At 63.5% G+C, this 23,900-nt stretch carries 25 protein-coding genes, 1 pseudogene and 1 riboswitch; of the genes and pseudogenes, 12 read left to right on the top strand and 14 right to left on the bottom strand.

Features of this window, described 5'->3' with window-relative positions; translation table 11 throughout:
* Nucleotides 1–9 precede the first annotated feature (9 nt).
* Nucleotides 10–279 carry a hypothetical protein gene (locus RTH46_RS23345; RefSeq protein ID WP_153787056.1) on the top strand — a complete coding sequence of 90 codons (270 nt, stop codon included), beginning with the start codon at nucleotides 10–12 and terminating at the stop codon, nucleotides 277–279.
* Here the strand turns inward: RTH46_RS23345 and RTH46_RS23340 are convergent.
* From RTH46_RS23340 to RTH46_RS23330, 3 genes are all read right to left on the bottom strand, one after another.
* Complete coding sequence (locus RTH46_RS23340; RefSeq protein ID WP_110994805.1) at nucleotides 261–1,625, bottom strand: DUF1329 domain-containing protein; 1,365 nt, start codon at nucleotides 1,623–1,625, stop codon at nucleotides 261–263. The genes RTH46_RS23345 and RTH46_RS23340 overlap by 19 nt on opposite strands.
* A 26-nt stretch (nucleotides 1,626–1,651) precedes the next feature.
* The gene (locus RTH46_RS23335; RefSeq protein ID WP_153787057.1) at nucleotides 1,652–3,577 is read right to left on the bottom strand and encodes a DUF1302 domain-containing protein; all 1,926 of its coding nucleotides are present in this window, start codon (nucleotides 3,575–3,577) and stop codon (nucleotides 1,652–1,654) included.
* Nucleotides 3,578–3,912: 335 nt separating this feature from the next.
* Nucleotides 3,913–5,595: a fatty acid--CoA ligase gene (locus RTH46_RS23330; RefSeq protein WP_316906745.1), complete on the bottom strand. Its 1,683-nt coding sequence runs from the start codon at nucleotides 5,593–5,595 to the stop codon at nucleotides 3,913–3,915.
* A gap of 236 nt (nucleotides 5,596–5,831) precedes the next feature.
* Here RTH46_RS23330 and RTH46_RS23325 point away from each other — a divergent pair, with 236 nt between their 5' ends.
* The 3 genes from RTH46_RS23325 to RTH46_RS23315 all read left to right on the top strand — a co-directional run bounded on the left by RTH46_RS23325 (nucleotide 5,832) and on the right by RTH46_RS23315 (nucleotide 8,681).
* Nucleotides 5,832–6,797: a 2-hydroxyacid dehydrogenase gene (locus RTH46_RS23325; protein ID WP_316906744.1), complete on the top strand. Its 966-nt coding sequence runs from the start codon at nucleotides 5,832–5,834 to the stop codon at nucleotides 6,795–6,797.
* A 50-nt stretch (nucleotides 6,798–6,847) separates the two neighbouring features.
* Nucleotides 6,848–7,846, top strand: coding sequence for a class I SAM-dependent methyltransferase (locus RTH46_RS23320; protein WP_316906743.1), 999 nt, complete (start codon nucleotides 6,848–6,850; stop codon nucleotides 7,844–7,846).
* Between the two features lie 39 nt (nucleotides 7,847–7,885).
* A riboswitch (yybP-ykoY riboswitch) is annotated at nucleotides 7,886–8,005 on the top strand.
* Nucleotides 8,006–8,096: 91 nt separating this feature from the next.
* Nucleotides 8,097–8,681, top strand: coding sequence for a TMEM165/GDT1 family protein (locus RTH46_RS23315; RefSeq protein WP_178125815.1), 585 nt, complete (start codon nucleotides 8,097–8,099; stop codon nucleotides 8,679–8,681).
* Nucleotides 8,682–8,768: 87 nt separating this feature from the next.
* Here the strand turns inward: RTH46_RS23315 and RTH46_RS23310 are convergent, their stop codons facing one another.
* Nucleotides 8,769–9,584 (bottom strand): M48 family metallopeptidase, encoded by an 816-nt coding sequence (locus tag RTH46_RS23310; RefSeq protein ID WP_316906742.1) that lies wholly within the window; start codon nucleotides 9,582–9,584, stop codon nucleotides 8,769–8,771.
* A 149-nt stretch (nucleotides 9,585–9,733) separates the two neighbouring features.
* On the opposite strand from RTH46_RS23310, the pseudogene RTH46_RS26435 reads away from it, so the two are divergent.
* Nucleotides 9,734–11,020, top strand: a pseudogene (locus RTH46_RS26435) (HAMP domain-containing protein); the annotation flags it as partial.
* Nucleotides 11,021–11,032: 12 nt separating this feature from the next.
* Nucleotides 11,033–11,875 (top strand): methyl-accepting chemotaxis protein, encoded by an 843-nt coding sequence (locus RTH46_RS26430; RefSeq protein WP_410478594.1) that lies wholly within the window; start codon nucleotides 11,033–11,035, stop codon nucleotides 11,873–11,875.
* A gap of 190 nt (nucleotides 11,876–12,065) precedes the next feature.
* Here the strand turns inward: RTH46_RS26430 and RTH46_RS23300 are convergent, their stop codons facing one another.
* Genes RTH46_RS23300 through RTH46_RS23290 form a run of 3 tightly spaced genes read right to left on the bottom strand, consistent with a single transcriptional unit; the run spans nucleotide 12,066 to nucleotide 13,144 of the window.
* Nucleotides 12,066–12,686 carry an SOS response-associated peptidase gene (locus RTH46_RS23300; protein ID WP_153788719.1) on the bottom strand — a complete coding sequence of 207 codons (621 nt, stop codon included), beginning with the start codon at nucleotides 12,684–12,686 and terminating at the stop codon, nucleotides 12,066–12,068.
* A 15-nt stretch (nucleotides 12,687–12,701) separates the two neighbouring features.
* Entirely contained in the window at nucleotides 12,702–12,962 is a 261-nt protein-coding gene (locus RTH46_RS23295) for a putative signal transducing protein (protein WP_110994796.1), read from the bottom strand.
* Nucleotides 12,962–13,144 (bottom strand): CPXCG motif-containing cysteine-rich protein, encoded by a 183-nt coding sequence (locus RTH46_RS23290; RefSeq protein WP_110994795.1) that lies wholly within the window; start codon nucleotides 13,142–13,144, stop codon nucleotides 12,962–12,964. Before RTH46_RS23290 ends, RTH46_RS23295 begins: the two co-directional genes overlap by 1 nt.
* Before the next feature lie 125 nt (nucleotides 13,145–13,269).
* Here RTH46_RS23290 and RTH46_RS23285 point away from each other — a divergent pair, with 125 nt between their 5' ends.
* Entirely contained in the window at nucleotides 13,270–14,436 is a 1,167-nt protein-coding gene (locus RTH46_RS23285) for a 1-acyl-sn-glycerol-3-phosphate acyltransferase (RefSeq protein WP_316906740.1), read from the top strand.
* Between the two features lie 191 nt (nucleotides 14,437–14,627).
* On the opposite strand, the gene RTH46_RS23280 is transcribed toward RTH46_RS23285, so the two are convergent.
* Complete coding sequence (locus tag RTH46_RS23280; protein ID WP_110994793.1) at nucleotides 14,628–14,888, bottom strand: hypothetical protein; 261 nt, start codon at nucleotides 14,886–14,888, stop codon at nucleotides 14,628–14,630.
* Nucleotides 14,889–15,046: 158 nt separating this feature from the next.
* Here RTH46_RS23280 and RTH46_RS23275 point away from each other — a divergent pair, with 158 nt between their 5' ends.
* A complete protein-coding gene (locus RTH46_RS23275) occupies nucleotides 15,047–15,253 on the top strand; it encodes a hypothetical protein (RefSeq protein ID WP_125465519.1) in 207 nt (68 codons plus the stop codon).
* Between the two features lie 254 nt (nucleotides 15,254–15,507).
* On the opposite strand, the gene RTH46_RS23270 is transcribed toward RTH46_RS23275, so the two are convergent.
* The gene (locus RTH46_RS23270) at nucleotides 15,508–16,092 is read right to left on the bottom strand and encodes a YajG family lipoprotein (RefSeq protein WP_110994791.1); all 585 of its coding nucleotides are present in this window, start codon (nucleotides 16,090–16,092) and stop codon (nucleotides 15,508–15,510) included.
* A 144-nt stretch (nucleotides 16,093–16,236) separates the two neighbouring features.
* Between RTH46_RS23270 and RTH46_RS23265 the strand changes: the two genes are divergently transcribed.
* Both RTH46_RS23265 and mqo read left to right on the top strand, forming a co-directional pair.
* Nucleotides 16,237–16,470: a hypothetical protein gene (locus RTH46_RS23265; protein WP_153788721.1), complete on the top strand. Its 234-nt coding sequence runs from the start codon at nucleotides 16,237–16,239 to the stop codon at nucleotides 16,468–16,470.
* Nucleotides 16,471–17,076: 606 nt separating this feature from the next.
* A complete protein-coding gene (mqo, locus tag RTH46_RS23260; RefSeq protein WP_316906739.1) occupies nucleotides 17,077–18,582 on the top strand; it encodes a malate dehydrogenase (quinone) in 1,506 nt (501 codons plus the stop codon).
* 162 nt (nucleotides 18,583–18,744) lie between these two features.
* Here mqo and RTH46_RS23255 read toward each other — a convergent pair whose 3' ends face one another.
* The 4 genes from RTH46_RS23255 to RTH46_RS23240 form a co-directional block, all read right to left on the bottom strand.
* Nucleotides 18,745–19,035: a PA4642 family protein gene (locus RTH46_RS23255; RefSeq protein WP_110994788.1), complete on the bottom strand. Its 291-nt coding sequence runs from the start codon at nucleotides 19,033–19,035 to the stop codon at nucleotides 18,745–18,747.
* A gap of 70 nt (nucleotides 19,036–19,105) precedes the next feature.
* Nucleotides 19,106–19,576, bottom strand: coding sequence for a hypothetical protein (locus RTH46_RS23250; protein ID WP_153788723.1), 471 nt, complete (start codon nucleotides 19,574–19,576; stop codon nucleotides 19,106–19,108).
* A gap of 81 nt (nucleotides 19,577–19,657) precedes the next feature.
* Nucleotides 19,658–20,131: a WbuC family cupin fold metalloprotein gene (locus RTH46_RS23245; protein WP_279845782.1), complete on the bottom strand. Its 474-nt coding sequence runs from the start codon at nucleotides 20,129–20,131 to the stop codon at nucleotides 19,658–19,660.
* Between the two features lie 2 nt (nucleotides 20,132–20,133).
* Complete coding sequence (locus tag RTH46_RS23240; RefSeq protein WP_153788725.1) at nucleotides 20,134–20,691, bottom strand: hypoxanthine-guanine phosphoribosyltransferase; 558 nt, start codon at nucleotides 20,689–20,691, stop codon at nucleotides 20,134–20,136.
* A 163-nt stretch (nucleotides 20,692–20,854) separates the two neighbouring features.
* Between RTH46_RS23240 and upp the strand changes: the two genes are divergently transcribed.
* Both upp and RTH46_RS23230 read left to right on the top strand, forming a co-directional pair.
* The gene (upp, locus tag RTH46_RS23235; protein WP_110994785.1) at nucleotides 20,855–21,493 is read left to right on the top strand and encodes a uracil phosphoribosyltransferase; all 639 of its coding nucleotides are present in this window, start codon (nucleotides 20,855–20,857) and stop codon (nucleotides 21,491–21,493) included.
* Nucleotides 21,494–21,495: 2 nt separating this feature from the next.
* Complete coding sequence (locus RTH46_RS23230; protein WP_110994784.1) at nucleotides 21,496–22,770, top strand: uracil-xanthine permease family protein; 1,275 nt, start codon at nucleotides 21,496–21,498, stop codon at nucleotides 22,768–22,770.
* A 105-nt stretch (nucleotides 22,771–22,875) separates the two neighbouring features.
* Here the strand turns inward: RTH46_RS23230 and hemH are convergent, their stop codons facing one another.
* Nucleotides 22,876–23,889, bottom strand: a complete 1,014-nt coding sequence (gene hemH, locus RTH46_RS23225; protein WP_316906738.1) for a ferrochelatase — start codon at nucleotides 23,887–23,889, stop codon at nucleotides 22,876–22,878.
* Nucleotides 23,890–23,900 lie beyond the last annotated feature (11 nt).

Here is a 23,900-nt window from a genome sequence, read left to right as displayed (position 1 = left end):
CTCGTTCTGTTGGAAGACTACGGCGATATGGAATTTTGCGAGACTAGCGGCAAATGCTATGCATTTGAAGATGATGGCGGCGATTTAGCCAAAAAAGACTACGACAAAAAGAAACACTGGCGATGGCTATCATCTCGGCTGATGACACCCCATCAATCAAATCGCCTCGAAGGTGCTCGGCATCAATTACCCGTTAAAACAGAAACGCCCCGGCAAGCCGGGGCGTTCTGGGAGTTCACAAGAAGTATTTGGCAGTCAGTTCATCGCACCCCCGCCTGACGCAAGGCAGCTGGCTGGAACTCGGCCTTGCTGGCACTGAAGCCGAAGTTGTAGGCACTCTTCTCTTCGTTTTTCATGCCCAGGGCCAGGTAACGGCCAGACTGCAGGTCGTAGATGGCTTCCAGGGTGTACCACGGCACCTGCACGTTGTAGTACGGCTGGGCGTGGGCTTCGGAGATACGCCACAGTTGCCCGCGGCCGTCGTATTGGTCGATCACCGCGGCTTGCCAGGTATCCTCGTCGATGTAGAAGTCACGCTTGGCATAGATGTGGCGCTGGCCCGGCTTGAGCGTGGCGACCACATGCCATACACGGCGCAGCTCGTAACGCGACAGATCCTGGTTGATGTGCCCGGCCTTGATGATGTCGCCGTACTTGAGTTTCGGGTCATCGAGCTTGAAGGCGTTGGCCGCGATGTACATCTCCTTCTTGCCTTCGAGTTTCCAGTCGTAGCGGTCCGGGGCACCGTTGTACATGTCCAGGTTGTCGGAGGTGCGCAGGCCGTCCGCGGCAGTACCCGGGCCGTCATACGACACTTGCGGTGCCTGGCGTACCCGACGCTGGCCGGCGTTGTAGATCCACGCCTTGCGCGGTTCCTTGACCTGGTCGAGGGTTTCGTGAACCAGCAGTACGGTACCGGCCAGGCGGGCTGGCGCAGTCACTTCCTGCTTGAAATAAAACAGGATGTTGCCCGGGTTGGCGGGATCGAAGTCCTTCATCTTGTCGCGGAAGACGAACTGGTCCTGGAAGTACACCAGGCTATAGGAGCCATTCTGCTGCGGGGTGGCTTGAGTGACCAGGCGGGTCACGCTACCACCACGGTAGCGGGTGATGTGGTTCCAGATCACCTCAAGACCATCCTTGGGAATCGGGAAAGGTACGGCGGTCTGGAAGTTCTCCAGACCGTTACCGCCCGCCACCAGGGTGGTCTTGGTGGCGTTTTGCTTGATCGCCGCAAAGACGTCGTCCGGCACTGTGGAACCGCGATGAGTCTTGTACACCGGGATCTTGTAGGTGTCCGGGTAGCGCTGGAACATCGCCAGCTGGCCAGGCGAAAGCTTGGCCTTGTACTGGTCGACGTTTTGCGCGGTGATGGTGAACAGGGGCTTTTCACTGCCGTAAGGGTCGGAGAGGAAGCCCTTGCTGTCGGCGCTGCCAGCGCTCTTCGACAGAGGTTCCCACGGGCCGATCGAGCCATCGGCGTTGCCGGCTTTCTCCGCCCCCATGGGGGTCAGCGATGCGCCCAGCTTGGCCGCCTCGTCGGCGGAAACCGCAGCCATGACGCTGGTAGCCAACAGGGACAGGCCCAGTACACCGGCTTGCAGCAGACGTGTGGTCGTTTTCATTCTGTTGTCGTCCTGGATCAATGTGCTTAGAAGTTCACGCCGAAGCTGAGAGCGACGAAGTCGCGGTCATCCACGGTGGTGTACTTGCCGTCGAAGAAGTTGGTGTACGACAGGCTCGCGGTGTAGGTGTTCTGGTACTCGGCGTCCAGGCCCAGGCTGACCGCCTTGCGGCCTTCCTCGAAGGCGCCGCCAGGGCCAGGGGAGTAGCCATCGACGTCGTGGGACCAGGCCACGCTGGGGCGCAGGTTCACGCCGGCGAAGACGTTGTTGTAGTCCCAGATGGCGCGTACGCGATAACCCCAGGAGTCGGCGGTGGTATAGCCCTCGTTTTCGCAGTAGCGCGACAGGTTGTTCTTCTCGGCGCCCGCCAGGGTGCTGGCGTTCAGGCTTTGGCAACGACCGTTGGGCAGCGGCCCCGGGCCGTACACCGGGTCACGGCCATAGCGTGCCTTGGAGGTGCTTTCCAGGCCGCCCACGTGGGTCCAGCCCACCTCACCAACCATGGTCAGACGCTCTGCCCCCATCACCTGGTCGAAGAAGTGGGTGAAGGTGGTTTGCAGCTGGGTGATTTCTTTACGGCGATAACCTGGCTGATCGGTGTTGGCCGTGCCCCTCAGGACCGATGCGTTAGGGTCAAGCGGCGTCAGGCCCGAATACAGGATATCGGTGGTGTTCAACTGCACCGGCGCATTCGGCCGGTAGCTGATTTCACCGCTCCAGGCCGTGCCAGTGGGCAAGGTCGTGGAGAAGCTCAAACCGTACAGGCGAATATCCTCGGGGTACTCCACGTAGTAGCTGGAGTTGCCCGCTACATAGAGCGGCATGAGCTGCTGGAGCAAGGCCGGGTTGGTTGCAGCAGCAGGTGGAACCCCAGCGCCGATCAGAGCGCCTGCCAGGTTGGCCGGGTTATAGAAACGGGCCGCAGCGCCACGACCACTGAAGATCGGTGCACGGCTGTGATAGTTCATGAAGTAGCCGCCGAACTCGGTATTCAGCGGTTCGTACATATAGCGCAGGGCCAGACCGAACTGACCGCTGTCACGAGCATCACGGTCGGGACCGCGACGTACGATCACGCCCTCGTCAGGCGAGCCCCAGCTCACCCCTTGCGCGGTCAGCGCACGCAGTGCCGGCCCCGAGAGTGCCCCAAGGCCCCGCGCTACGTTGGAGCGTGTGGCCAGCACGGCCAGGTTGTTGTCACAACCATCGGCAATTACGTCAGGCTGAGAGAAGAACGTGCCGCAGTTGTCGACGACCGTCTGGTCCCACTCGATCTGGTAGAAGCCTTCTGCCGTCAGGTTGTCGGTCAGGCTCTGCGACACATAGAACATGTTGACGGGGATCAGGCCTTCCTTGATCTCCGCGCCTGGGCGGCGAAACGCCGAGACGTCGATGGGGTTGATGGAGTTGATACCGCCACCGATGAAGGTGCTCTCACCCCAGCTCACCACCTGCTTGCCCAGGCGTACGGTGCCCGGCAGGTCGGCGATGTTGTAGTTGTGGTAGACGAAGGCATCGAGCAGTTCCGCACCCGAGGACTTGGCGCCCTCCTTGCGGTTGGAGTCGCTGATGTCCTTGAACTCGCGGTTTTCGTCCTTGAGCTCGAAGTCGTACCAGTACTTGCCACGGACGAACACGCCGGTGTCACCGTACTTGAGTTCGAGGTCGTGGATACCTTTGAAGATCTTCGAGAAGGTCTCGCCCTTCTTGAAGTTCAGGTGACCATCGTCGGAGGTCTGCGACAACCCTCTGCCGCCGTTGTTGGCACCGATGAGGTTCTTGTTCGGATTGGCCGTAGACCAGCTGGCGCCCACGGAGAGCGACGAGTCGAACTGGCCTTCGATTTCCCCAATGTTGAAGCTGACAGCGAAAGCAGGACTTGCGAGCGTAGAAGCGAGGCTGACTGCCAGTGGCAGTTTTGCCCGGCGCCAGAACGGGTTTGCAGATGTCATCGACGCTACTCCATGTACTTTATTGTTATGGCAGTGAGTCCTTTCAAGAACGGCTCGAGCGCCTGGTAAAGCCGGCTCCTGCCCGTGGCGTCGCACATCGATGATGCGCAGCGCCCTCCCCCATTCCTGAAAAATCCCCTGGCCCGACTATAGCCAGCGGTCACAGGTGCTTGATCCCTCTAAAGTGTGATTTGCGCGCCCTGCTTGCGGCCGGCCTCGAAACAGCGGCCCCATGCGCTGGCAGTGCTCAAGCATGGCCCAATTTTTATGTTTGGCAAGGCTTAGACCGCTCTAGCATGCGGTCCGCGCCTTGAAAGGCACGGACCGCCACAGGGTCAGAGCGTGGAAAGGAAAGTGCTGTTGCTGGCCTGCCACTGCGTGATGTCCAGGCGGATGCGCTTCTTGTCGAGCTTGCCGACACTGGTCTTGGGAATTTCAGTAACAATGGCGATCTGGCTGGGGATCGCCCACTTGTTGATGTGCCCTTGCTCGACGAACGGCTTGAGGTGTTCCTTGAGGGAACGCGCGTCGATGCTTTGCCCTTCGCGCACCACCAACAGTGCGAACGGGCGCTCGCCCCATTGCGGATCGGCCACGCCGACCACCGCCACCTCGCGCACCGCAGGATGCCGGCTGACCAGGTCCTCGAGGTCGAGCGACGAGATCCATTCGCCACCGGTCTTGATCACGTCCTTGATGCGATCGCGGATATCGATGTAACCCATGCCATCGAGGGTCGCGACGTCACCGGTATGCAGCCAGCCGCCCTGCCACAGCTCCTCGCTTTTTTCCGGCTCTTTGAAGTAGCCCATGGTCAGCCACGGCGCACGCAGCACCAGCTCGCCCTGGGACTCGCCATCGGCGGGGAGGAAGTTACCGTCGCCATCGACGATCGCCGCCTCCACCAGCGGCACCGGTACCCCGGCCTTGATGCGGTAGGTGACCCGCTCATCCTCGCTGCCGGCCTGCAGCTCATCGTTCAGGTGCGCGGCGCTGATCAGCGGGCACGTCTCCGACATGCCATACGCCGCCGTGAGCTGGATGCCCCGGGCCAGGGCCGCCTCATACAGCGCCCGGTTGAGCGCGCTGCCGCCGATGATGATCTTCCAGCCGCCGAAGTCCTCACCCTGGGAGGACGGGCAGTTGAGCAGCATCTGCAGGATGGTCGGCACGCAGTGGGAGAAGGTGACCTTTTCCTCGCGCCACAGCTTGACCAGCATGTCCGGCTCATAGCGCCCGGGGTAGACCTGCTTCATGCCAAGCATGGTGGCCGCATAGGGAATACCCCAGGCGTGCACATGGAACATCGGGGTGATCGGCATGTACACATCGTTGCTGCCCAGCAGCCGCACGCTGTCGATGCTGCCGGTCACCGCGGCCTCGGCCAGGGTATGCAGCACCAGTTGGCGGTGGGTGAAGTACACGCCCTTGGGGTTACCGGTGGTGCCAGTGGTATAGAACGTGGTGGCCACCGAGTTTTCGTCGAAATCGGGGAAGTCGTAGTGCGGGCTGGCAGCCGCCAGCAGTTGCTCGTATTCGCCGTGAAGGCCGGGCAGGTCGGCGCTCTTGTCCGCCCCTTCGGTCAGCAGTACGGTGCCTTCCACGGTGGTCAACTGGCTGGCGATGCCCTGGTAAAGGCCGACGAAATCGCTGTTGACCAGCACGAAGCGGTCTTCGGCGTGGTTCATGGTGTAGAGAATCTGCTCGGGGGACAGGCGCACGTTGATGGTGTGCACCACCGCACCGATCATCGGGATGGCGAACATGCATTCCAGATAGCGATGGCTGTCCCAATCCATGACCGCCACGGTATCACCCGCCTTCACGCCAGCGGCACTCAGTACATTGGCCAGGCGCGCGATGCGCTCGCTCAGTTGCGGATAGGTGAGGCGCAGCTGATCGCGATAGACGATTTCACGGGTCTTTTCGTAGCGCACGCCCGACATCAGCAGACGCTTGATCAGCAGTGGGTATTGGTAAGCGCCCTCGGCGGGCTTGATGATGCGTGTCTGCAGCATGGGTATCCCTTTTCTGGAAAGCGGGCCGGACAATTCAGGCACTTACTGTAGAACGGTGACGCACCGGTCAAATCAGCCGAAGGAATGATTTGGCTGGCACAGGTATGAGTGGGGCCGTCGTCGTTGACGAGCGGCGCCTGCGGAACAGACACTGCGCCCAGCATCCTGAGGCCCCTTCGCGAGGCAAGCCCGCGCCCACGGATAGCCGAACACCTTTGCCCTGACCGGAGCCCCACATGCCCAGCCTACGTCGCGCCGTGTTTCTCGATCACCACTCCCTCGACCTCGGCGACCTCGACCTTTCGCCCCTGCACACCCAGTTCGACGAACTGCAACTGCATGCCGCGACCCGTCCGGACCAGGTTGCCGAACGCCTGCAGGGCGCCACCGCGGTCATCAGCAACAAGGTCATGCTCGATGCCGAGGCGCTCGCGGCCAACCCGCAGCTCAAGCTGATCCTGGTTGCCGCCACCGGCACCAACAACGTCGATCTGGCCGCCGCTCGTGCCCAGGGCATCACCGTGTGCAACTGCCAGGGCTATGGCACCCCGTCGGTGGCGCAGCACACCCTGGCCCTGTTGCTGGCGCTGGCCACGCGCCTGTGCGATTACAATCAGGCCGTGGCAGCCGGCCAGTGGGCCAAGGCCAGCCAGTTCTGCCTGCTGGACTTCCCCATCGTCGAGCTGGAGGGCAAGACCCTCGGCCTGCTCGGCCATGGCGAACTGGGTGGCGCGGTGGCGCGGCTGGCAGAGGCATTTGGCATGCGCGTGCTGACCGGGCAGATACCCGGGCGCCCTCCCCGCGCCGATCGCCTGCCGCTGGAAGAGTTGCTGCCGCAAGTCGACGCCCTCACCCTGCATTGCCCGCTCAACGAACAGACCCGCCACATGCTCGGCGCCCGCGAACTGGCGCTGCTCAAGCCGGGCGCCCTGGTGGTCAATACCGCCCGTGGCGGGTTGATCGACGAGCAGGCGCTGGCCGACACACTGCGCAGCGGCCATTTGGGCGGTGCGGCCACCGATGTGCTGAGCGTAGAGCCACCCGTCAATGGCAATCCCCTGCTGGCTGGCGACATCCCGCGCCTGATCATCACCCCGCACAGCGCCTGGGGCGCGGTGGAGTCGCGCCAGCGCATCGTCGGCCAGCTCGCCGAAAACGCCCTGGCCTACTTCGCCGGCCAGCCACGGCGAGTGGTCGGCTGATCGACTGAAGCCTCTGCTACACTGCGCCACTTTTTCAGGAGGCGTCGTCCATGGACCCGCGCAGTGAAGTGTTGCTCCGCCAGGCGGACCTGTTCCAGGGCCCGCTGTTGATCGCCGGCGCCCAGGCCGATGGCCTGCTTGGCCAACTGCCGGCGGCCCATGGCTGGACCTGGCATGCCGGCGATCAGGCGCTGCTTGAGAGCCGCTTCGCCGGGCGCAGCCACTATGGCGTCGAGGTGCCTGCGGTAGCCTTCGACAGTGCGGTACTGTTCCTGCCCAAGTCTCGCGAACTGGCCGCCTATCTGCTCAACGCGCTGGCATCACGCCTGGCCGGGCGCGTGCTCTACCTGGTAGGTGAAAAACGCGGCGGCATCGAAGGTGCGGCGAAGCAGCTGCAGGCCTTTGGCAAGCCGCGCAAGCTTGACAGCGCGCGGCACTGCCAGCTGTGGCAGGTGACCGTCGACAACGCCCCTGAAGCCAAACCACTGCATAGCCTGGCCGAACGCTTCGAACTGCCGCTCGCCGATGGCCCGCTGCAGGTCATCAGCCTGCCGGGCGTGTTCAGCCATGGCCGCCTGGACAAGGGCACGGCACTGTTGCTGGAGCACCTGGATGGCCTGGCGGGCGGCCATGTGCTGGACTTTGGTTGCGGCGCCGGGGTGCTGGGGGCAGCGGTCAAACGGCGTTACCCGCAAAGCCGGGTCACCCTGCTGGATGTGGATGCATTCGCCGTAGCCGCCAGTCGCCTGACCCTGGCGGCCAACAACCTCGAAGGCGAGGTGATCAGCGGTGACGGCATCGACGCTGCCCCTGCCGACCTGGACCTGATCCTGAGCAACCCGCCCTTCCACACGGGGGTGCATACCGATTACCAGGCCTCGGAGAACTTGCTGAAAAAATCCGGCGAACATCTTCGAAAAGGCGGCGAAATACGCCTGGTTGCCAACAGCTTCCTGCGCTATCAACCCTTGATCGAAGGCGCACTCGGCAACTGCGAGATTCGCGCCGAAGCCCAGGGCTTTCGAATCTACCGGGCAACCCGTGGCTGAAAACAGCGCTTGCCGAATGTGCGCGGTGTAGGCAGAATCCGCTCCGTCCTAGGGGAGTAGTCTCCCGCGAGCGCCCTGCTCGCCCGGTACGCGTCAACACACTTGGCCCACAGGCCATGGCGCGTACGACCCACGATCCGCGCAGACGGATCCAGGGTTTGACAAGACCTATGACACGCACACCTTACCCGGGGCGGGGAGGCTGTACGTGTCATAGCCGTGTCGACCCGCCCCCGTAGGAAACCTGATGCTGGAATCTCTGCTGGTCCCCACCGCCATCGTTGCGCTCGCCGAAATCGGTGACAAGACGCAACTGCTCGCACTCATCCTCGCGGCGCGTTTTCGCAAGCCCTGGCCGATCATCGCCGGTATTGTCGCGGCGACCCTGGCCAACCATGCCGCCGCTGGCGCCGTGGGTGCCTGGGTGAGCAGCTTCTTCACCGAGTCGGTGCTGCACTGGATTCTTGCCGCAAGCTTCACCGCCACCGCGCTGTGGACCCTGGTACCGGACAAGATGGACGATGACGAAAGCAGCAGCGCACGCCGTTTCGGGCCGTTCCTGACCACCCTGATCGCGTTCTTCCTGGCGGAGATCGGCGACAAGACCCAGGTCGCCACGGTCATGCTGGCGGCGCAGTATCCGCACCTGATCATGGTGATCATCGGTACCACCCTGGGCATGCTGATTGCCAACGTGCCGGTGGTACTGGCGGGTAACTTCGCGGCCGAGAAGCTGCCACTGACACTGATCCGGCGCCTGGCGGCGGCGGCGTTCGTGGTGCTGGCGATCGTCGCGGTGTATTCGGCGATGAAGACCAGCGGCTGGATTGGGTGAAGCAGCGGTAAGTGGCAAGCTACAAGCGGCAAGAAAGAGCAGATACGCCCTTGCTTGCCGCTTGAAGCTTGAACCTTGAAGCTGCTTTTACTTCTTGGCCGCTTGATACAGCGGCATCACCTTCGGAATCGCCGCCTGCAGCGAGGCGATCCGGCTGCTGGAGGCCGGGTGGGTGCTCATGAACTCAGGCGGCGCACCTTCGGAGGCCTTGCTCATCTTGTTCCACAGGGTGATCGCGGCGTTCGGGTCGTAACCGGCGCGGGCCGACAGTTCCAGGCCGATCAGGTCGGCCTCGTTCTCGTTGTTGCGGCTGTTGGGCAGGGTCATGGCGTAGTTCACCACGGTGTCGGCCAACGCCATGCTGTCCTGGCCAAGGCCGAGGAAGGCACCCGCGCCTTGACGGGCCATTTCCACGCCATAGGCCTTGGACATTGCTTCACGGCCGTGCTCTCGCAGGGCGTGGGCAATTTCGTGGCCCATGACCGCGGCGATCTCGGCGTCGGTGAGCTTGAGCTGATCGATCAGCCCGGTGTAGACGATGATCTTGCCGCCCGGGCCGCAGTTGGCATTGAGCTCGTCGCTCTTGATCACGTTGACTTCCCACTTCCACTGTGCGGCATCCGGCCGGAACACTGGCGCCTGGGCGATGAGGCGGTCGGCGATGGCCTGCACGCGCTTGGCGTCGGCACTGCCCTTCTCCAGCACGCCCTTGCTCGACGCTTCGCCGAGGGTCTGCTGGTACGACTGGGCATACATCTGGTTGACCTCATCGGTCGAGAGCATGCTGAACATGTACTGCTTGCGCTCGACGCCCACGGCGCCGCCGCTGGTGGTATTGACCGCCTGGCAGCCGCCCAGCAGGACGCTGGCGCTCAACATGCTGACAACGAATGACTTACGCATAAAACACTCCCTATTTACGTGCCGCGTATCCTAGGCCCAGATGCCCGCCTCGACCAGAGCCGCAGGGAAGTTTTCTTACAGACCCTCATGCTTTGGTATTAGCCCGCCGATAACCCAGGGATACGACCTCCTTGCGCGCGGAGCTTTTCATGAAGTTCAAGTCGATCCAGTTTTCCGTGGCCGCCCTGGCCGGTGCCATCGTGCTGAGCATTGTCGCGGCACTGGTGCTCTACGCCGTGTATTCCGGCCAACGCACCCAGGCGCTGGTGGAACAGCGCACACAGAAGCAGTTCGAGAGCGTGATCGAACAGCGCCTGGCTGCCCTGGCCCGCACCCAGGTCAGCGAGATCCAGCGCGGCCTCGAGGCGCCCCTGTCGATTGCCCGTAGCCTGGCCACCAGTAACGCCATGCTTGGCATGCAGGCCGCCGACGGCAGCCCGCTGATGCGGGTCGACCGTGAACACCTGATCAACCAGCTCAAGCGCACCGTAGAGGTCAACCCAACGGTACTGGGCGCGTACCTGGGCTGGGAGCCCAACGCCCTCGACCATGACGATGCCCGCTACGTCGGCAGCAAGCTGGTCGGCATCGATGGCGCCAACGGCCGCTTCCTGCCCTGGTGGTTCCGCAACGGCGACGGCAGCCTCGGCCAGGACCAACTGGCCGACGTCAATGACCGCACCGTGCTGGCCACCGGCGTGCGCGCCAGCGAGTACTACCTGTGCCCGAAAGAGTCGAAAAAAGCCTGCGTGATCGACCCGGCACCGTACAAGGTCGGCGACAAGATGGTCATGCTCGCCTCGTTCGTCGAACCGATCATGGTCAACGGCCAGTTCCAGGGCATGGCTGGTGCCGACCTATCGGTGAACTTCATCCAGGACCTGCTCAACGCCGCCGACCGCCAGCTCTACGACGGTGCCGGCGAACTGGCGCTGGTGTCGAGCAACGGCCGCCTGGTGGCCTATACCCGCGACCCGGCGAAGTTCGGCGAAAAGGCAAGCGAGGTGCTTGCCAGCGAAGAGGCGGCCACCCTGAACAGCCTGAGCGGCGAAGCGCTGCATTATGAAGTGGACGCCAGCAAGGACCGCATCGAGCTGTACCTGCCGTTCAAGGTCGCCAACACCGATGCGCGCTGGACCTTGTTGCTGGAACTGCCGTTGAGCACGGTGATGGCCGACGTCAACCAGCTGCAGCAGGATCTGGCCGAACAACGCCGCACCGACATCGCCGGCATGACCGTGGTCGGCCTGGGCATCGCCGCGCTGGGCCTGCTGGTGATCTGGTTGCTGGCCCACGGCATCGCCCGCCCACTGCGCCAGATGGTGGCCATGCTCGACGACATCGCCCAGGGCGAAGGCGACCTGACCCGCCGCCTGCAAAGCGACCGCGCCGACGAGCTGGGCGCCATCGCCAAGGGCTTCAACACCTTCCTGACCAAGCTGCAGGCCATGATCAGCCAGGTGGTCGGCTCGGTGCAGAAAGTCAGCGATTCGTCGGAGCACACCGCGGACATCGCCATCCGCACCAACCAGGGCGTGCACAAGCAGATGGTGGAGATCGACCAGGTGGCCACCGCCGTGCAGGAAATGACCGCCACCGCGCAGGACGTGGCGCGCAACGCCACCCAGGCGGCCCAGGCCGCCAGCGAGGCCGATCGTGCGGCCAACCAGGGGCTGGAGATCGTGCGTGACACCTCGCACTCGATCAGCGCACTGGCCGGCGAAATCGGCCGGGCCGTGACCGTGGTGCAGGACCTGGCCCGCGACAGCGAGAACATCAACGCCATCCTGGTGGCGATCCGCGCGATTGCCGAGCAAACCAACCTGCTGGCGCTCAACGCCGCCATCGAGGCCGCCCGCGCCGGCGAACAGGGCCGTGGCTTCGCCGTGGTCGCCGACGAAGTGCGCAACCTGGCACAGAAGACCCAGCAGGCCACGCAGGAGATCCAGCAGATGATCCAGCAGCTGCAGCAGGGCACCCGCGAGGTGGTCAAGGTGATGGAAGACAGCCAGGGCAAGACCGACGTCAGCGTGCAGCAGGCCAGCCGCGCGGCGCAATCGCTGGAGAGCATCACCCAGGCGGTGTCGGTGATCAACGACATGAACACCCAGATCGCCAGCGCCGCCGAGCAGCAGAGCGCGGTGGCCGAGGACATCAACCGCAACGTGATCAGCATCGGCCAGGTGGCCGGCGAAGTGGCCGGCGGCGCCGACGAGTCGAGCCAGGCCAGCGCCGAGCTGACCAAGCTGGCCGAGCAGCAGCGGCGCTTGATCAATCAGTTCAGGGTGTGATCCCAGGGCGCTCGGGGCTCCTGTAGGAGCTACTGTCTTGCATCAAATCTAAAATCTGGCGCAGTCCCTGTGGGAGCGGGCTTGCCCGCGAACACCGGCGCAGCCGGTGCCATCCACCGCGCCGCCGGCTTCGCGGTGGTCCGGCACTCCGGTAAACCCGCTCCCACAGGGATTACGCATCAACCAGGCTTTAGGCCGGCGTCAGGCACTCCGGCCCATCGAGCTTCGGATCATTGACGAACAGCGCCAGCGCCCGCTCGCGCAAGGCGCCGGGCGGCTTGGCGAGGATTTCATGCAAACGCGGCAACGGTGTGTCCGGGTCGAGCCATAGCGCCTGCTCGGCCTCATCCAGGATCAGTGGCCGACGCTGATTCATGGCCGCCTGGGTGATCACCGCACAACTCAGCCAGACCTGCTCCTGCACCGGATACGCCTCCCAGACCGCGGCAAAGAACAGCGCCGAACCCTCGCCCGGGGTGACCCAATAGGGGCGCTTGCGCGCCGTGCCGCGCCACTCGTAGAAGCCGTTGGCCGGCATCAGGCAGCGCCGCTGGCGGAACGCTTCACGGAACATCGGCTGCTCTGCGAGGGTCTCGGCGCGGGCCTGGGCGGGGGTACGGGAGAGGTCGGTCAACCAGGCCGGGGTGAGCCCCCAGCGGGCACTGGCCAGTTGCAGCTGGCCATCGAGCTGGCGCTGGACCAGCACTGAGGCACCGGGCGAGATGTTCCATTGAGGCTGCTGGCCCGGGGGGAACCCCGGCAGGCCGGCGAAGGCCTGGGTCCAGCGAAACAGGGCGTAGCGTCCACACATGGGCGAAATCAAAACCTAGCAGATCAGGGTTCCCGGATAACTTTCCGGCTCGTCGCCAGCAAGAGGCTGGGCCGCATTGTACGCATCGATCAGCTGCCGCGCGTAGCCGGCCTGTTCATCGGCCACTGCCAGGCCGAGCAAGCCCTGCATCGGCAGCTCTCCCACGCCGCCCATCAGGTCGCGCCCGACCAGGTGCACTTCGATACCCTCGCTGGCCAGCATGCCAACCAGCATCTGCGCCTCCAGCAGGCTTTCCGGGTCATAGATTCGCTGCATCAGTCATTCTCGCCGTAGACATCCAGCATCCACTCATCGCCATGTACCTGCAGCACGAAGCGGATAGGCTTGCAGCACACCTGGCAGTCCTCGATGTACTCCTGATCGCCGCCGGACAGGTCCACCGTCGTTTCGACTTCTTCACCACAATAGGGACAATCGTAGAGCGCAGTCTCCAGCATCGCGGCCTCCCGAGTGACTTGTGCGTATAATTGCCGGTCTGTTTACAGGGCCTGTGTGTGTCCGAGCCGTTTTTCCGACCCCGTCCCTACCTTATTACCCTAGCCGTTTCCAACAAGAGAGCATGATGGGCGAATTCGATGCCATCCGACCGTACGACGACGCTGAGGTCACTGCCGTTCTGGCACGCCTGCTCAGCGACCCGGCATTCCTCGATATCCTCACCCACTTCCGCTTCCCGCGCGCGGCGGGCGCCTTCGGCTGGCTGCTCAAGCCGCTGATCGCCCGGCGCCTGCGTAAAGAGTTCGCCGGCGTTACCTGCGTCTCGACGCTGCAGGACAAGGTCGAGTACTACGTCGACCGCACCATCGACCGCGCCACCGACGGCGTCACCTATTCCGGCGTCGAGCAGCTCAAGTCGGGCACCGCCTACCTGTTCCTGGCCAACCACCGCGACATCGTCATGGACCCGGCCTTCGTCAACTACGCGGTGTATCACGCGGGCCTGCCCACGCCGCGCATCGCCATCGGCGACAACCTGCTGCAGAAGCCGTTCGTCAGCGACATGATGCGCCTGAACAAGAGCTTCATCGTGCACCGCTCGATCAGCGGGCGTCGCGAGAAGCTGGCCGCCTACCAGCTGCTGTCGGCCTACATCAACCACTCGATCCGCAACGACGGCGCCTCGATCTGGATCGCCCAGGCCGAAGGCCGCGCCAAGGACGGTGACGACCGCACCGATTCGGCCATTCTCAAAATGTTCCACATGAGCCGCAAGGACGAGCCGTTCGGCGCGGTGATCCAGAGCCTGAACCTGATCCCGGTGTCGATCAGCTACGAATACGACCCGTGCGATCAGGCCAAGGCCCGCGAGCTTTACATCCGCGCCACCACCGGCAGCTACAAGAAGGCCCCGGGCGAGGACGACAACAGCATCGCCCAGGGCATTACCGGCTACAAAGGGCGCGTGCACATCAACTTCGCCCCGCCGGTGACCGAGTACCACGAAGACACCAAGCAGCTGGCGCAAGCCATCGACCGGCAGATTCTCGGTGGCTACCGGTTGTTCCCGGTGCACTACCTGGCCTATGCGATGTGGGCCGAGAAGGATGCGGCACTCGAGGTGCCAGCCGCGGAGAAGTTGTTCCCGGCGGACGAATTGGCCAAGGCCAAGGAAGAATGGCAGCGACGCCTGGACGCATGCCCGGTGGAACAGCAGCCGTATCTGGTGCAGCAGTATGCGACGCCGGTGCGCAACCAGTATCAAGTGAAGCGCCAGCCCCTGTCCGCCTGAAGGGTAATGCCAGTCAGTCAAGCCAATTGGGGTCGCTACGCGACCCTTCGCGGGTAAACCCGCTCCCACAGGTTTCGCGCCAGTCTGAGGCTTAGCGCAATCCTGTGGGAGCGGGTTTACCCGCGAAGGGCTGCAAAGCAGCCTCAATAAGTGCGATGAAGCGCTAACTGACTGGCATTAGCCTGAAGGGTTCAGACCCAGGTGCTGAACCACGACAGCAGCAGCGCCATGGCCAGGCAAGAGAAACCGAGGATGTAGTAGTAACGCGGCACGCGCCGGTCGAAGGCATCCACCAGCCCTTCGTCCACCGCCAGGCTTTCACGGGTCATGCTGGCGCGGCGCCGGGCACTGTGCAGCAGCAGCCCGCCAGGGCAGGTTATGAACAGGGCCAGCAGGTTGATCAGCTTGGCCGGATGGGCAGCCAGGAAGCCCCAGAGCACTTGCAACGACATCGCACGACCTCGGTATCACGACGGCAAAGCCCGGCATTCTACCCAAGCCGACCTGCCCCTCCCGCTTTTTGCGACAAAGTGTCAGTTAATTTCATCTGTCACACGCTCGTCATCAGGACAGGCCACCCTGTCGGCCTTCCACCGTACCGGAGCTTGTCATGCTGCACGCCGAAAACCAGGACCGCCTGTACCTCGTTGCCCAGAGCGATGAGCAGCAGGCGCTGATCGACAGCTTCTCGATCAATGTCCAGGACCGCCAATGGCTGGTGTATTGCGCCTTGGGCGGACACAGCCATGACGACCTGCCCGAGGTCGACATGCAGACCGGCATCAGCTTGCTGGACTTCCACGTCCTGGCGGCCTGAGACATCCCGTGGGAGCGGCTTTAGCCGCGAAGCAAGCGACGCGGTGCATGGCACCGGCTTCGCCGGTGTTAGCGGGGCAAGCCCGCTCCCACAGGGATCGCGCCAGCTTTAGCAGTTGAGCAAGACAGTTGCCCCTACAGGGCCGGCGCTCTACTCAGGCTATGCATAGCCCTGTGGGCACCGGCGAAGCCTGCGCACAAAAAAGCCCGCTGCCTGGCATCCAGGCAGCGGGCTTTTGCATTGCACCGAAGCGCTTACTCGCCCAGCACCTGCCCGATGGTCGGGTCCTTGAACAGGCGGGTCAGGGCATCGCTGAGCACATCGCTCACCAGCTTGGTGTTGGTTTCCTGGTTCGGCGCCATGCCGAAGCGCTGGTCGAGCGAAGCACCGTAGCGACCGCTGTAGCGGCGGTTGGCGTTCGACACGTCCGCGCGGAAAGTGGCGCCGATGGTGGCCTCGGTCACGTACATCTTGTCCTTGGGCGACTGATACTTCAGTTCGGCCAGGGTCACGGTCAGTTGCGGCACGTTGCCCGCGTTAGGCGTCGGGGTGAAGCCGAGCAGGCGTACCGCTGCTTCGGCCTGGGCCTGCAGCTTGGGCACGACATCATTGCCACTGACGCTGATGGTGCTGGTTTCGGGGTACATGCCCCCACGGGTGCCCAGCGATTGCGAGGCCCGGCCGTCAACCACCCTGACCACCACCGGCTGGCCATGGCCGACCGGCGCAAGTTGCTGAGTGAGCTTGGGTTGCGGGCTGAGTTGTTGCGGGCTGTGGGCACACCCGGCCAGGCTCAGGCTGGCCACCGCGAACAAACCGACCAACAGACGTTGCAACATGCGCATTTCTCCAGAAAAAGCGGCAAAGGCCCACAGTATACCCAGCCCGCCATCGGCCAGTCATCGCCCTGCCCCGCTTGTCACAATGGTTTCATGCCCTCGCCGTTATGCTTGCGCCAGCCCGACCTGACAGGACACACCGCCATGGCCTCGCTCTGGACCCTGCTTTTCAAACGTCAGCGCCACTTCACCTACGCCCGCCTCGACAGCAATGGCATCTGCCTGGGCTTCAAGCAGACGCGCCAGCCGCCAACGGCCGCCGGCTGGGTGCTGGTCAGCGAGGCGCACCTCGGTTGGCTGGGCCAACCGCTGCCCGCCAGCGCCCGAGTTTGCGCCCATGCAACGAGCCGTTGGCAGCGTCGCCCCCTCGCGGCCTGACAAACGCTGCAATAAAAACCCATAAAGACCGACCTTTCTGCCTGCGACATCGCTATAATCTGCCCCCGATTATAAGGACGTCTCCTGATCGGGCCCCGCATTCGCCGACTGACCCCGGCACCTTCTACGCTTCGCCCACAGAGAGCCTTCCACTCAGGTCTTGCATTGGCTGTCGTGCCTGCTGTTTCCGGCCTTCTGCTGCGCATGAACCTGCGGGTTGCCATCGTGCAGTCCACTTTTGAGGTTCACGTCTCCAAAAGAGCGTGAAAAAACGGTTTTTCACAACTTCACGAGAGTGTGGCGAGCAATGAACAGTCTGGCATGTGTAAAAGCAGCAGATCTTTCACAAACAGCCCTGCGCAGACGGCACAAGCGCTCATCCTGGATGGGAGCCTGAGGCCGGCCCGTAACGCATGACGGATCACTTGACCATAAGTCGAATTGCCGCACCCGTGGCAAACGGCGTTCAATACCTGAACACCCAAGACTGATTGGCGGTGTCCGCTGAAGTTGCAAGAACTGCGAAGAGTCGGACATGGCGATCCTGGCAAACCCAGGGATCCTGTGCTGTCAATTAGGTAGCTGTAGATTGTGGAGACGCGTTAAATGGCGCAGAACGAATCGGTTGATGTGGTACTGGTAGGCGCGGGCATCATGAGTGCCACCCTGGCCGTACTGCTCAAGGAGCTCGATCCGACCCTGAAGCTTGAGGTCGTAGAGGCGATGGACTCCGGAGCCGCGGAGAGTTCCAACCCCTGGAACAACGCCGGTACCGGCCATGCCGGCCTGTGCGAGCTGAATTACACCCCGCAGGCCGCCGATGGCAGCATCGACATCAAGAAAGCCGTGCACATCAACACCCAGTTCGAGGTTTCCCGCCAGTTCTGGGCCTACCTGAGCAAGAAGGGCAACTTCGGCTCGCCGCGCGCTTTCATCAACCCGGTTCCGCACCTGAGCTACGTCGAGGGTGACAAGGGTATCGACTTCCTCAAGAAGCGTTTCGAGCTGCTCAAGCAGCACCACGCCTTCTCGGAGATGGAATACACCGAAGACAAGGCCGTGATGAACGACTGGATGCCGCTGATGATGCCGGGCCGCCCGGCTGACCAGCGCATCGCCGCGACCCGCGTGGCCAAAGGCACCGACGTCAACTTCGGGGCCCTGACCAACAAGCTGCTCAAGTTGCTGGGCAACAGCCCGGACACCCAGGTCAAGTACAGCAAGAAGGTCGTCGGCCTGCGCCGTAACGGCAACGGCTGGACCGTGAGCATCAAGGACGTCAACAGCGGCGGCAGCCGTGAAGTCGACGCCCGCTTCGTCTTCCTCGGCGCCGGCGGTGCCGCACTGCCCCTGCTGCAGGCCTCCGGCATCCCGGAGAGCAAAGGCTTCGGCGGCTTCCCGGTCAGCGGCCAGTGGCTGCGTTGCGACAACCCGGAAATCGTCAAGCAGCACCAGGCCAAAGTCTACAGCCAGGCCGCGGTTGGCGCCCCGCCCATGTCGGTACCGCACCTGGATACCCGCGTGGTCGATGGCAACACCTCGCTGCTGTTCGGCCCGTACGCCGGCTTCACCACCAAGTTCCTCAAGCATGGCTCGCTGATGGACCTGCCACTGTCGGTGCGCATGGGCAACATCGGCCCGATGCTGGCCGTGGCCCGCGACAACATGGACCTGACCAAGTACCTGGTCAGCGAAGTGATGCAGTCGATGGAGCAACGCCTGGAAGCCCTGCGTCGCTTCTACCCCGAGGCGAAAGCCGAGGACTGGCGCCTGGAAGTGGCCGGCCAGCGCGTGCAGATCATCAAGAAAGACCCGAAAAAAGGCGGCGTGCTGCAGTTCGGCACCGAGCTGGTTTCGGCGGCGGACGGCAGCCTGGCTGCACTGCTCGGCGCATCGCCGGGCGCTTCGGTGACCGTGTCGATCATGCTCGAGCTGATCGAGCGCTGCTTCCCCGAGCAGGCGAAGGGTGCCTGGGCTGCCAAGCTCAAGGAAATCTTCCCGGCCCGCGAGAAGGTCCTGGCGACCGACGCTGCGCTGTACCACAAGATCAGCGCCGACAACGATGTGGCGCTGGACCTGGCACAGGACAGCCCGGCCAAGCACTACGCCTGAACCGGCTGAAACGAAAAAACGCCCCTCGGGGCGTTTTTTTGTGCCTGGATATCTATCAGCCTGTGCCGACCCTATCGCGGGGCAAGCCCGCTCCCACGATGCCTTGAGTCGGCTGCGTGGGAGCGGGCCTGCCCCGCGAGGGGGCCAGTACAGGCCAATCAATCAGCCGCGGGCGTTGTCGATGATCTCGATGTACTCAGGCGCGTTGCGCTGGTCGGCAATCACCTCGACAAAGGTCTTGCCGTGCTCGTCCTTGCCATCCAGGTCGTACCCGGCCTCGAGGAAGAAACCGACATAACGCTCGAAATCGTCGATGCGCAGGCCGCGGTAGCCTTTGATCAGCTTGTGGTGCGACGGCGAAGTGAGGCCATCGGCCGGCTCGAACTGCAGGAAGCTCTTGATGTACTCGTCGCTGATTTCGTCACCAATCACCTGTTTCTTGTCTTTACGCATCAAGGACTCCCACTGGACTGTCTAGGACATTTTCGAAGGCCGGCAGTGTACCGCCCTGTACCTGCGGGCCTCAACGCGTACGTACGGTTCCCGTGTGCAGATCGGCCCAGACATGGCCGTTGGCGTAAGTGAGGAACTGCACGTAAAGGGTCTCGTTGCGCAGCAGGTCCATGATCACCCGGTAGTCGGCCATCGGGTAATTGAGGGTCAGGGTGCGGCGCTTGTCGTCGTAAGCCGGCTTTTTCAGGCTCTTGCCGCCCTCGCCGTCGAAGTTGATCAGCACCTCGCCGATGGTCGAGCCCTTGCTCAAGGGCTTGCCTTTCAGGCGCATCTGCAACGAAGAGGTGATGGGAATGGGTTGCTGGTCGGACTGGCGCTGGGTGCCCACCACCACCGAATAGTCGGTGACTTGCAGCAGCTGCTGGCTGGTCGGTGCTTCCTGGCGCAGGGCGAGGTCGTCGGGGGGCAGGAACTGACTGTGCAACGGGGCAGCAGAAAGCGGCAGGCTCACCGCCAACAGCAGAGGGACGAACGCACGCATGTGAGGCTCCTTGGCATGAAGGGGCACTCTAGCATGGACTGTTCGGCTGTAGCGGCCTGCTCCGCGAGGCCGCCTGGGCGCTCAGTCGAACTGCGCGCGCATCCAGGCCTGGTACTCGGCCACACCGGCCTCGCCTTCACGCGGCGCCCAGTGGGCAAGCTCGCCCTCGCCCACCGGGCGGTAAGGGCCGGCCTTGCACTCGAACAGCATGCTGTCGGCCTGCAGCACCACCAACCCGTGGTAGGTGCCCGGCGCCAGATCGACACCCAGGCAGTCGCCGCCCGCCTCCATCACGCGTTTGTCGGTGACCGTACCCTGCTCGTCGAAGATCAACAGGCCGATCCGCCCTTTGAGCACGACCAACGCCTCGGCCTTGTCGGCGCTCAGGTGCCGGTGCGGCGGAATGTAGGTATCCGGCTGCAGGCCGATGGCCATGCGGTGGCAAGGCTCTTCCATGTCATGGAAGTTGTGGTGCTGGCGGCCACGCGGGTTGGCCGCCGACTGTGCTGCCAGCCCGGTGAACAACGCCTGATCGATAAACGCGGGCTGGCGCATGATTACAGGCCCTTGACGGCGAAGATGCCGTTGGCGTTGCGCCAGTAGCCTTTGTAATCCATGCCATAGCCGAAGATATAGCGGTCGACGCACGGCAGGCCGACGTAGTTGGCTTTCAGGTCCGGGCTGGCCTTGCGGTCGTGATCCTTGTCGATCAGCACGGCGGTGTGCACCGAGCGGGCGCCGGCGTGCTTGCAGAACTCGATGATGGCGCTGAGGGTGTGGCCCTCGTCGAGGATGTCGTCGACGATCAGCACGTCGCGGTCGATGAACGACACTTCGGGCTTGGCCTTCCAGAACAGCTCACCGCCGCTGGTCTGGTTGCGGTAGCGGGTGGCGTGCAGGTACGAAGCTTCCAACGGGAACTGCAGGTGGGTGAGCAGCTTGCCGGCGAAGATCAGGCCACCGTTCATCACGCAGAAAACCACCGGGTTCTTGTCGTGCAGGTCCTGGCAGATCTGTTTGCCGACCTCGGCGATGGCGGCCTCGACCTCGGCTTCGTTGTACAGGCAATCAGCCTCGTGCATCACTTGACGGATATGCTCGAGATCGGCGGACATGGCGCTCTCCAGGGGGTGCGTTTTGGAAAAGCGGGCAAAGGTACGCATCCGCTCGTCCCAGATCAAGCCTTTATGGACTAACGTGCACAATGACCGCACGACAGTCAGGACTGAATAGATTAATCTAGCGCGGTTTTTTTGCCCGCCTTCCGGAGCCCCCCCTATGCCTACTCGTGAGATCCGCCATCCGCTGATCCGCCATAAGCTCGGCCTCATGCGCCGCGCCGATATCAGCACCAAGAATTTTCGCGAACTCGCCCAGGAAGTCGGCGCGCTGTTGACCTATGAAGCCACCCAGGACCTGCCCCTCGAGACCTACGAGATCGACGGCTGGTGCGGCAAGGTGCAGGTCGAGAAAATCGCCGGCAAGAAGATCACCGTCGTGCCGATCCTGCGTGCCGGCATCGGCATGCTCGACGGCGTGCTCAGCCTGATCCCCGGCGCCAAGGTCAGTGCGGTGGGCGTTGCCCGCAACGAGGAAACCCTCGAAGCGCACACCTACCTTGAAAAGCTCGCACCAGACATCAACCAGCGCCTGGCCCTGATCATCGACCCGATGCTGGCCACCGGCGGCTCGATGGTCGCCACCATCGACCTGCTGAAGAAAGCCGGCTGCAAAGAGATCCGCGCCATGGTGCTGGTCGCGGCACCTGAAGGTATCGAAGTGGTGGAGAAAGCCCACCCGGACGTGAAGATCTACACCGCCTCGATCGACCAGCGCCTGAACGAACACGGCTACATCGTCCCAGGCCTTGGCGATGCCGGTGACAAGATCTTCGGCACCAAGCAGAAGGACGCCTGATCATGCAGGACGGCTTCAACGACCCGCTCTGGCGCCAGGTCGTCTCGGGCGCGCAGATGCTCTTCGTGGCATTCGGCGCGCTGGTGCTGATGCCGCTGATCACCGGCCTCGATCCCAACGTCGCGCTGTTCACCGCCGGCATCGGCACCTTGCTGTTCCAGCTGGTGACCGGCCGCCAGGTCCCGGTGTTCCTGGCGTCGAGCTTTGCCTTCATTACCCCGATCATCCTCGCCAAGGGCCAGTTCGGCCTGGCCGAGACCATGGGCGGCGTGATGGCTGCAGGCTTCGTCTACACCTTCATGGGCCTGATGGTGAAGGTCAAGGGCACCGGCTTCATCGACCGCATGCTGCCGCCGGTGGTCATCGGCCCGGTGATCATCTCCATCGGCCTGGCCATGGCGCCGATCGCCGCCAACATGGCCATGGGCAAGGGCGGTGATGGCGCTGCGCTGATGCCGTACAAGACCGCGATGATGATCTCCATGCCGGCGCTGCTGACCACGCTGATCGTGGCGGTGTTCGGCAAGGGCATCTTCCGCCTGGTACCGATCATTTCCGGCGTGCTGGTGGGCTTTGCCCTGTCGTTCGCCTTTGGCGTGGTCGACACCGCCAAGATCGCCGCGGCCCCTTGGCTGGAGCTGCCGAACTTCACCGCCCCGGCCTTCAACTGGCAGGCCATCCTGTTCATCGTTCCGGTCGCCCTGGCACCGGCGATCGAGCACATCGGCGGGGTGATCGCAGTCGGCAGCGTGACCGGCCGCGACTACCTGAAGAAGCCCGGCCTGCACCGCACCTTGCTGGGTGACGGTCTGGCGACCACCGCCGCCGGCCTGTTCGGTGGCCCGCCCAACACCACCTACGCCGAAGTGACCGGCGCGGTGATGCTGACCAAGAACTACAACCCGAAGATCATGACCTGGGCGGCGCTGTTCGCCATCACCCTGGCCTTCATCGGCAAGTTCGGCGCGCTGCTGCAGAGCATCCCGGTACCGGTGATGGGTGGCATCCTCTGCCTGCTGTTCGGCTCGATCGCAGCGGTGGGCATGAACACCATGATCCGCCACAAGATCGACCTGGCCGAAGCGCGCAACCTGGTGATCGTGTCGGTGACCCTGGTGTTCGGCATCGGCGGCGTGCTGATCGGCAGCGGCGACGGCCCGGACGACTGGGGCCTGAAGGGCATTGCCCTGTGCGCCATCGTGGCCATTGCCCTGAACCTGATCCTGCCGGGCAACGATGGCTGGAAACACAAGAAGCTGGATGATCAGCTGCCTTGATCCGGCGCTAGCCTGATCTGGCCTATTCGCGGGTAAACCCGCTCCCACAGGATGCTCACCGAACCTGTGGGAGCGGGTTTACCCGCGAAGAAGCTGGCCCAGGCCTCAAGCCTTCTCGCACATCCCCGCCAACACCCTCACCCACTCCGGGTGATCATTCAGGCACGGCACCAGCACCAGCTCCTTGCCGCCCGCCTCGATGAACTGCTCCTTGCCCCGATCGCCGATCTCTTCCAGCGTCTCGATGCAGTCAGCGACGAACGCCGGGCACATCACCAAAAGCTTCTGCACCCCCGCCTTGCCCAGCTCATCCAGGCGCGTTTCGGTGTAGGGCTCGATCCACTTGGCGCGCCCCAGGCGCGACTGGAACGACACCGACCACTTGCCATCCGGGATACCCATCTTCTGCGCAAAGGCCTTGGCGGTCGCCAGGCACTGGCCGCGATAGCACACCGCGCGCATCTCGGCGCTGGCACCGGCGCAGCAATCGGCAGCCTGGAAGTCATGCTTGCCGGTAGGGTCGAGCTTCTTCAGATGGCGCTCGGGCAGGCCATGGAAGCTCAGCAGCAGGTGATCGTAACCCTGCTCCAGGTGCGGCCGGGCACTGGCGACCAGCGCGTCGATGTAGTCGGGGTGGTCGTAGAACGGCTGCAGGATACGGGTCTGCAACGGCAGCTTGCGCTCGGCGATGGTCTGCCTGGCCAACTCCACCACGGTGGTCACGGTACTGTCGGCGAACTGTGGATAAAGCGGCGCCAGGGTCACTTTACGCACGCCTTGGGCAGCCAGGCGCTCGAGCACTTCGGGCAACGCCGGCTGGCCATAGCGCATGGCGATCTCGACCGGGCCATGGGGCCAATGGGCAGTCATTGCCTGTTGCAAGCGGCGGGTCAGCACCACCAACGGCGAACCTTCGTCCCACCAGATCGACGCGTAGGCATGGGCCGACTGCTCGGGGCGCTTGATCAGGATCAGCGACACCAGCAGGCGCCGCACCGGCCAGGGCAGGTCGATCACGTACGGGTCCATGAGGAACTGGTTGAGGTAACGGCGCACGTCGGCCACCGAGGTGGAGGCCGGCGAGCCCAGATTGACCAGCAGCAGAGCGTGATCGGTCATGCAGCGTCCTA

The sequence above is a fragment of the Pseudomonas sp. zfem004 genome (assembly GCF_032621715.1).
Classification (GTDB): Bacteria; Pseudomonadota; Gammaproteobacteria; order Pseudomonadales; family Pseudomonadaceae; genus Aquipseudomonas; species Aquipseudomonas sichuanensis.
This window is presented reverse-complemented; position numbering and strand designations above follow the sequence as displayed.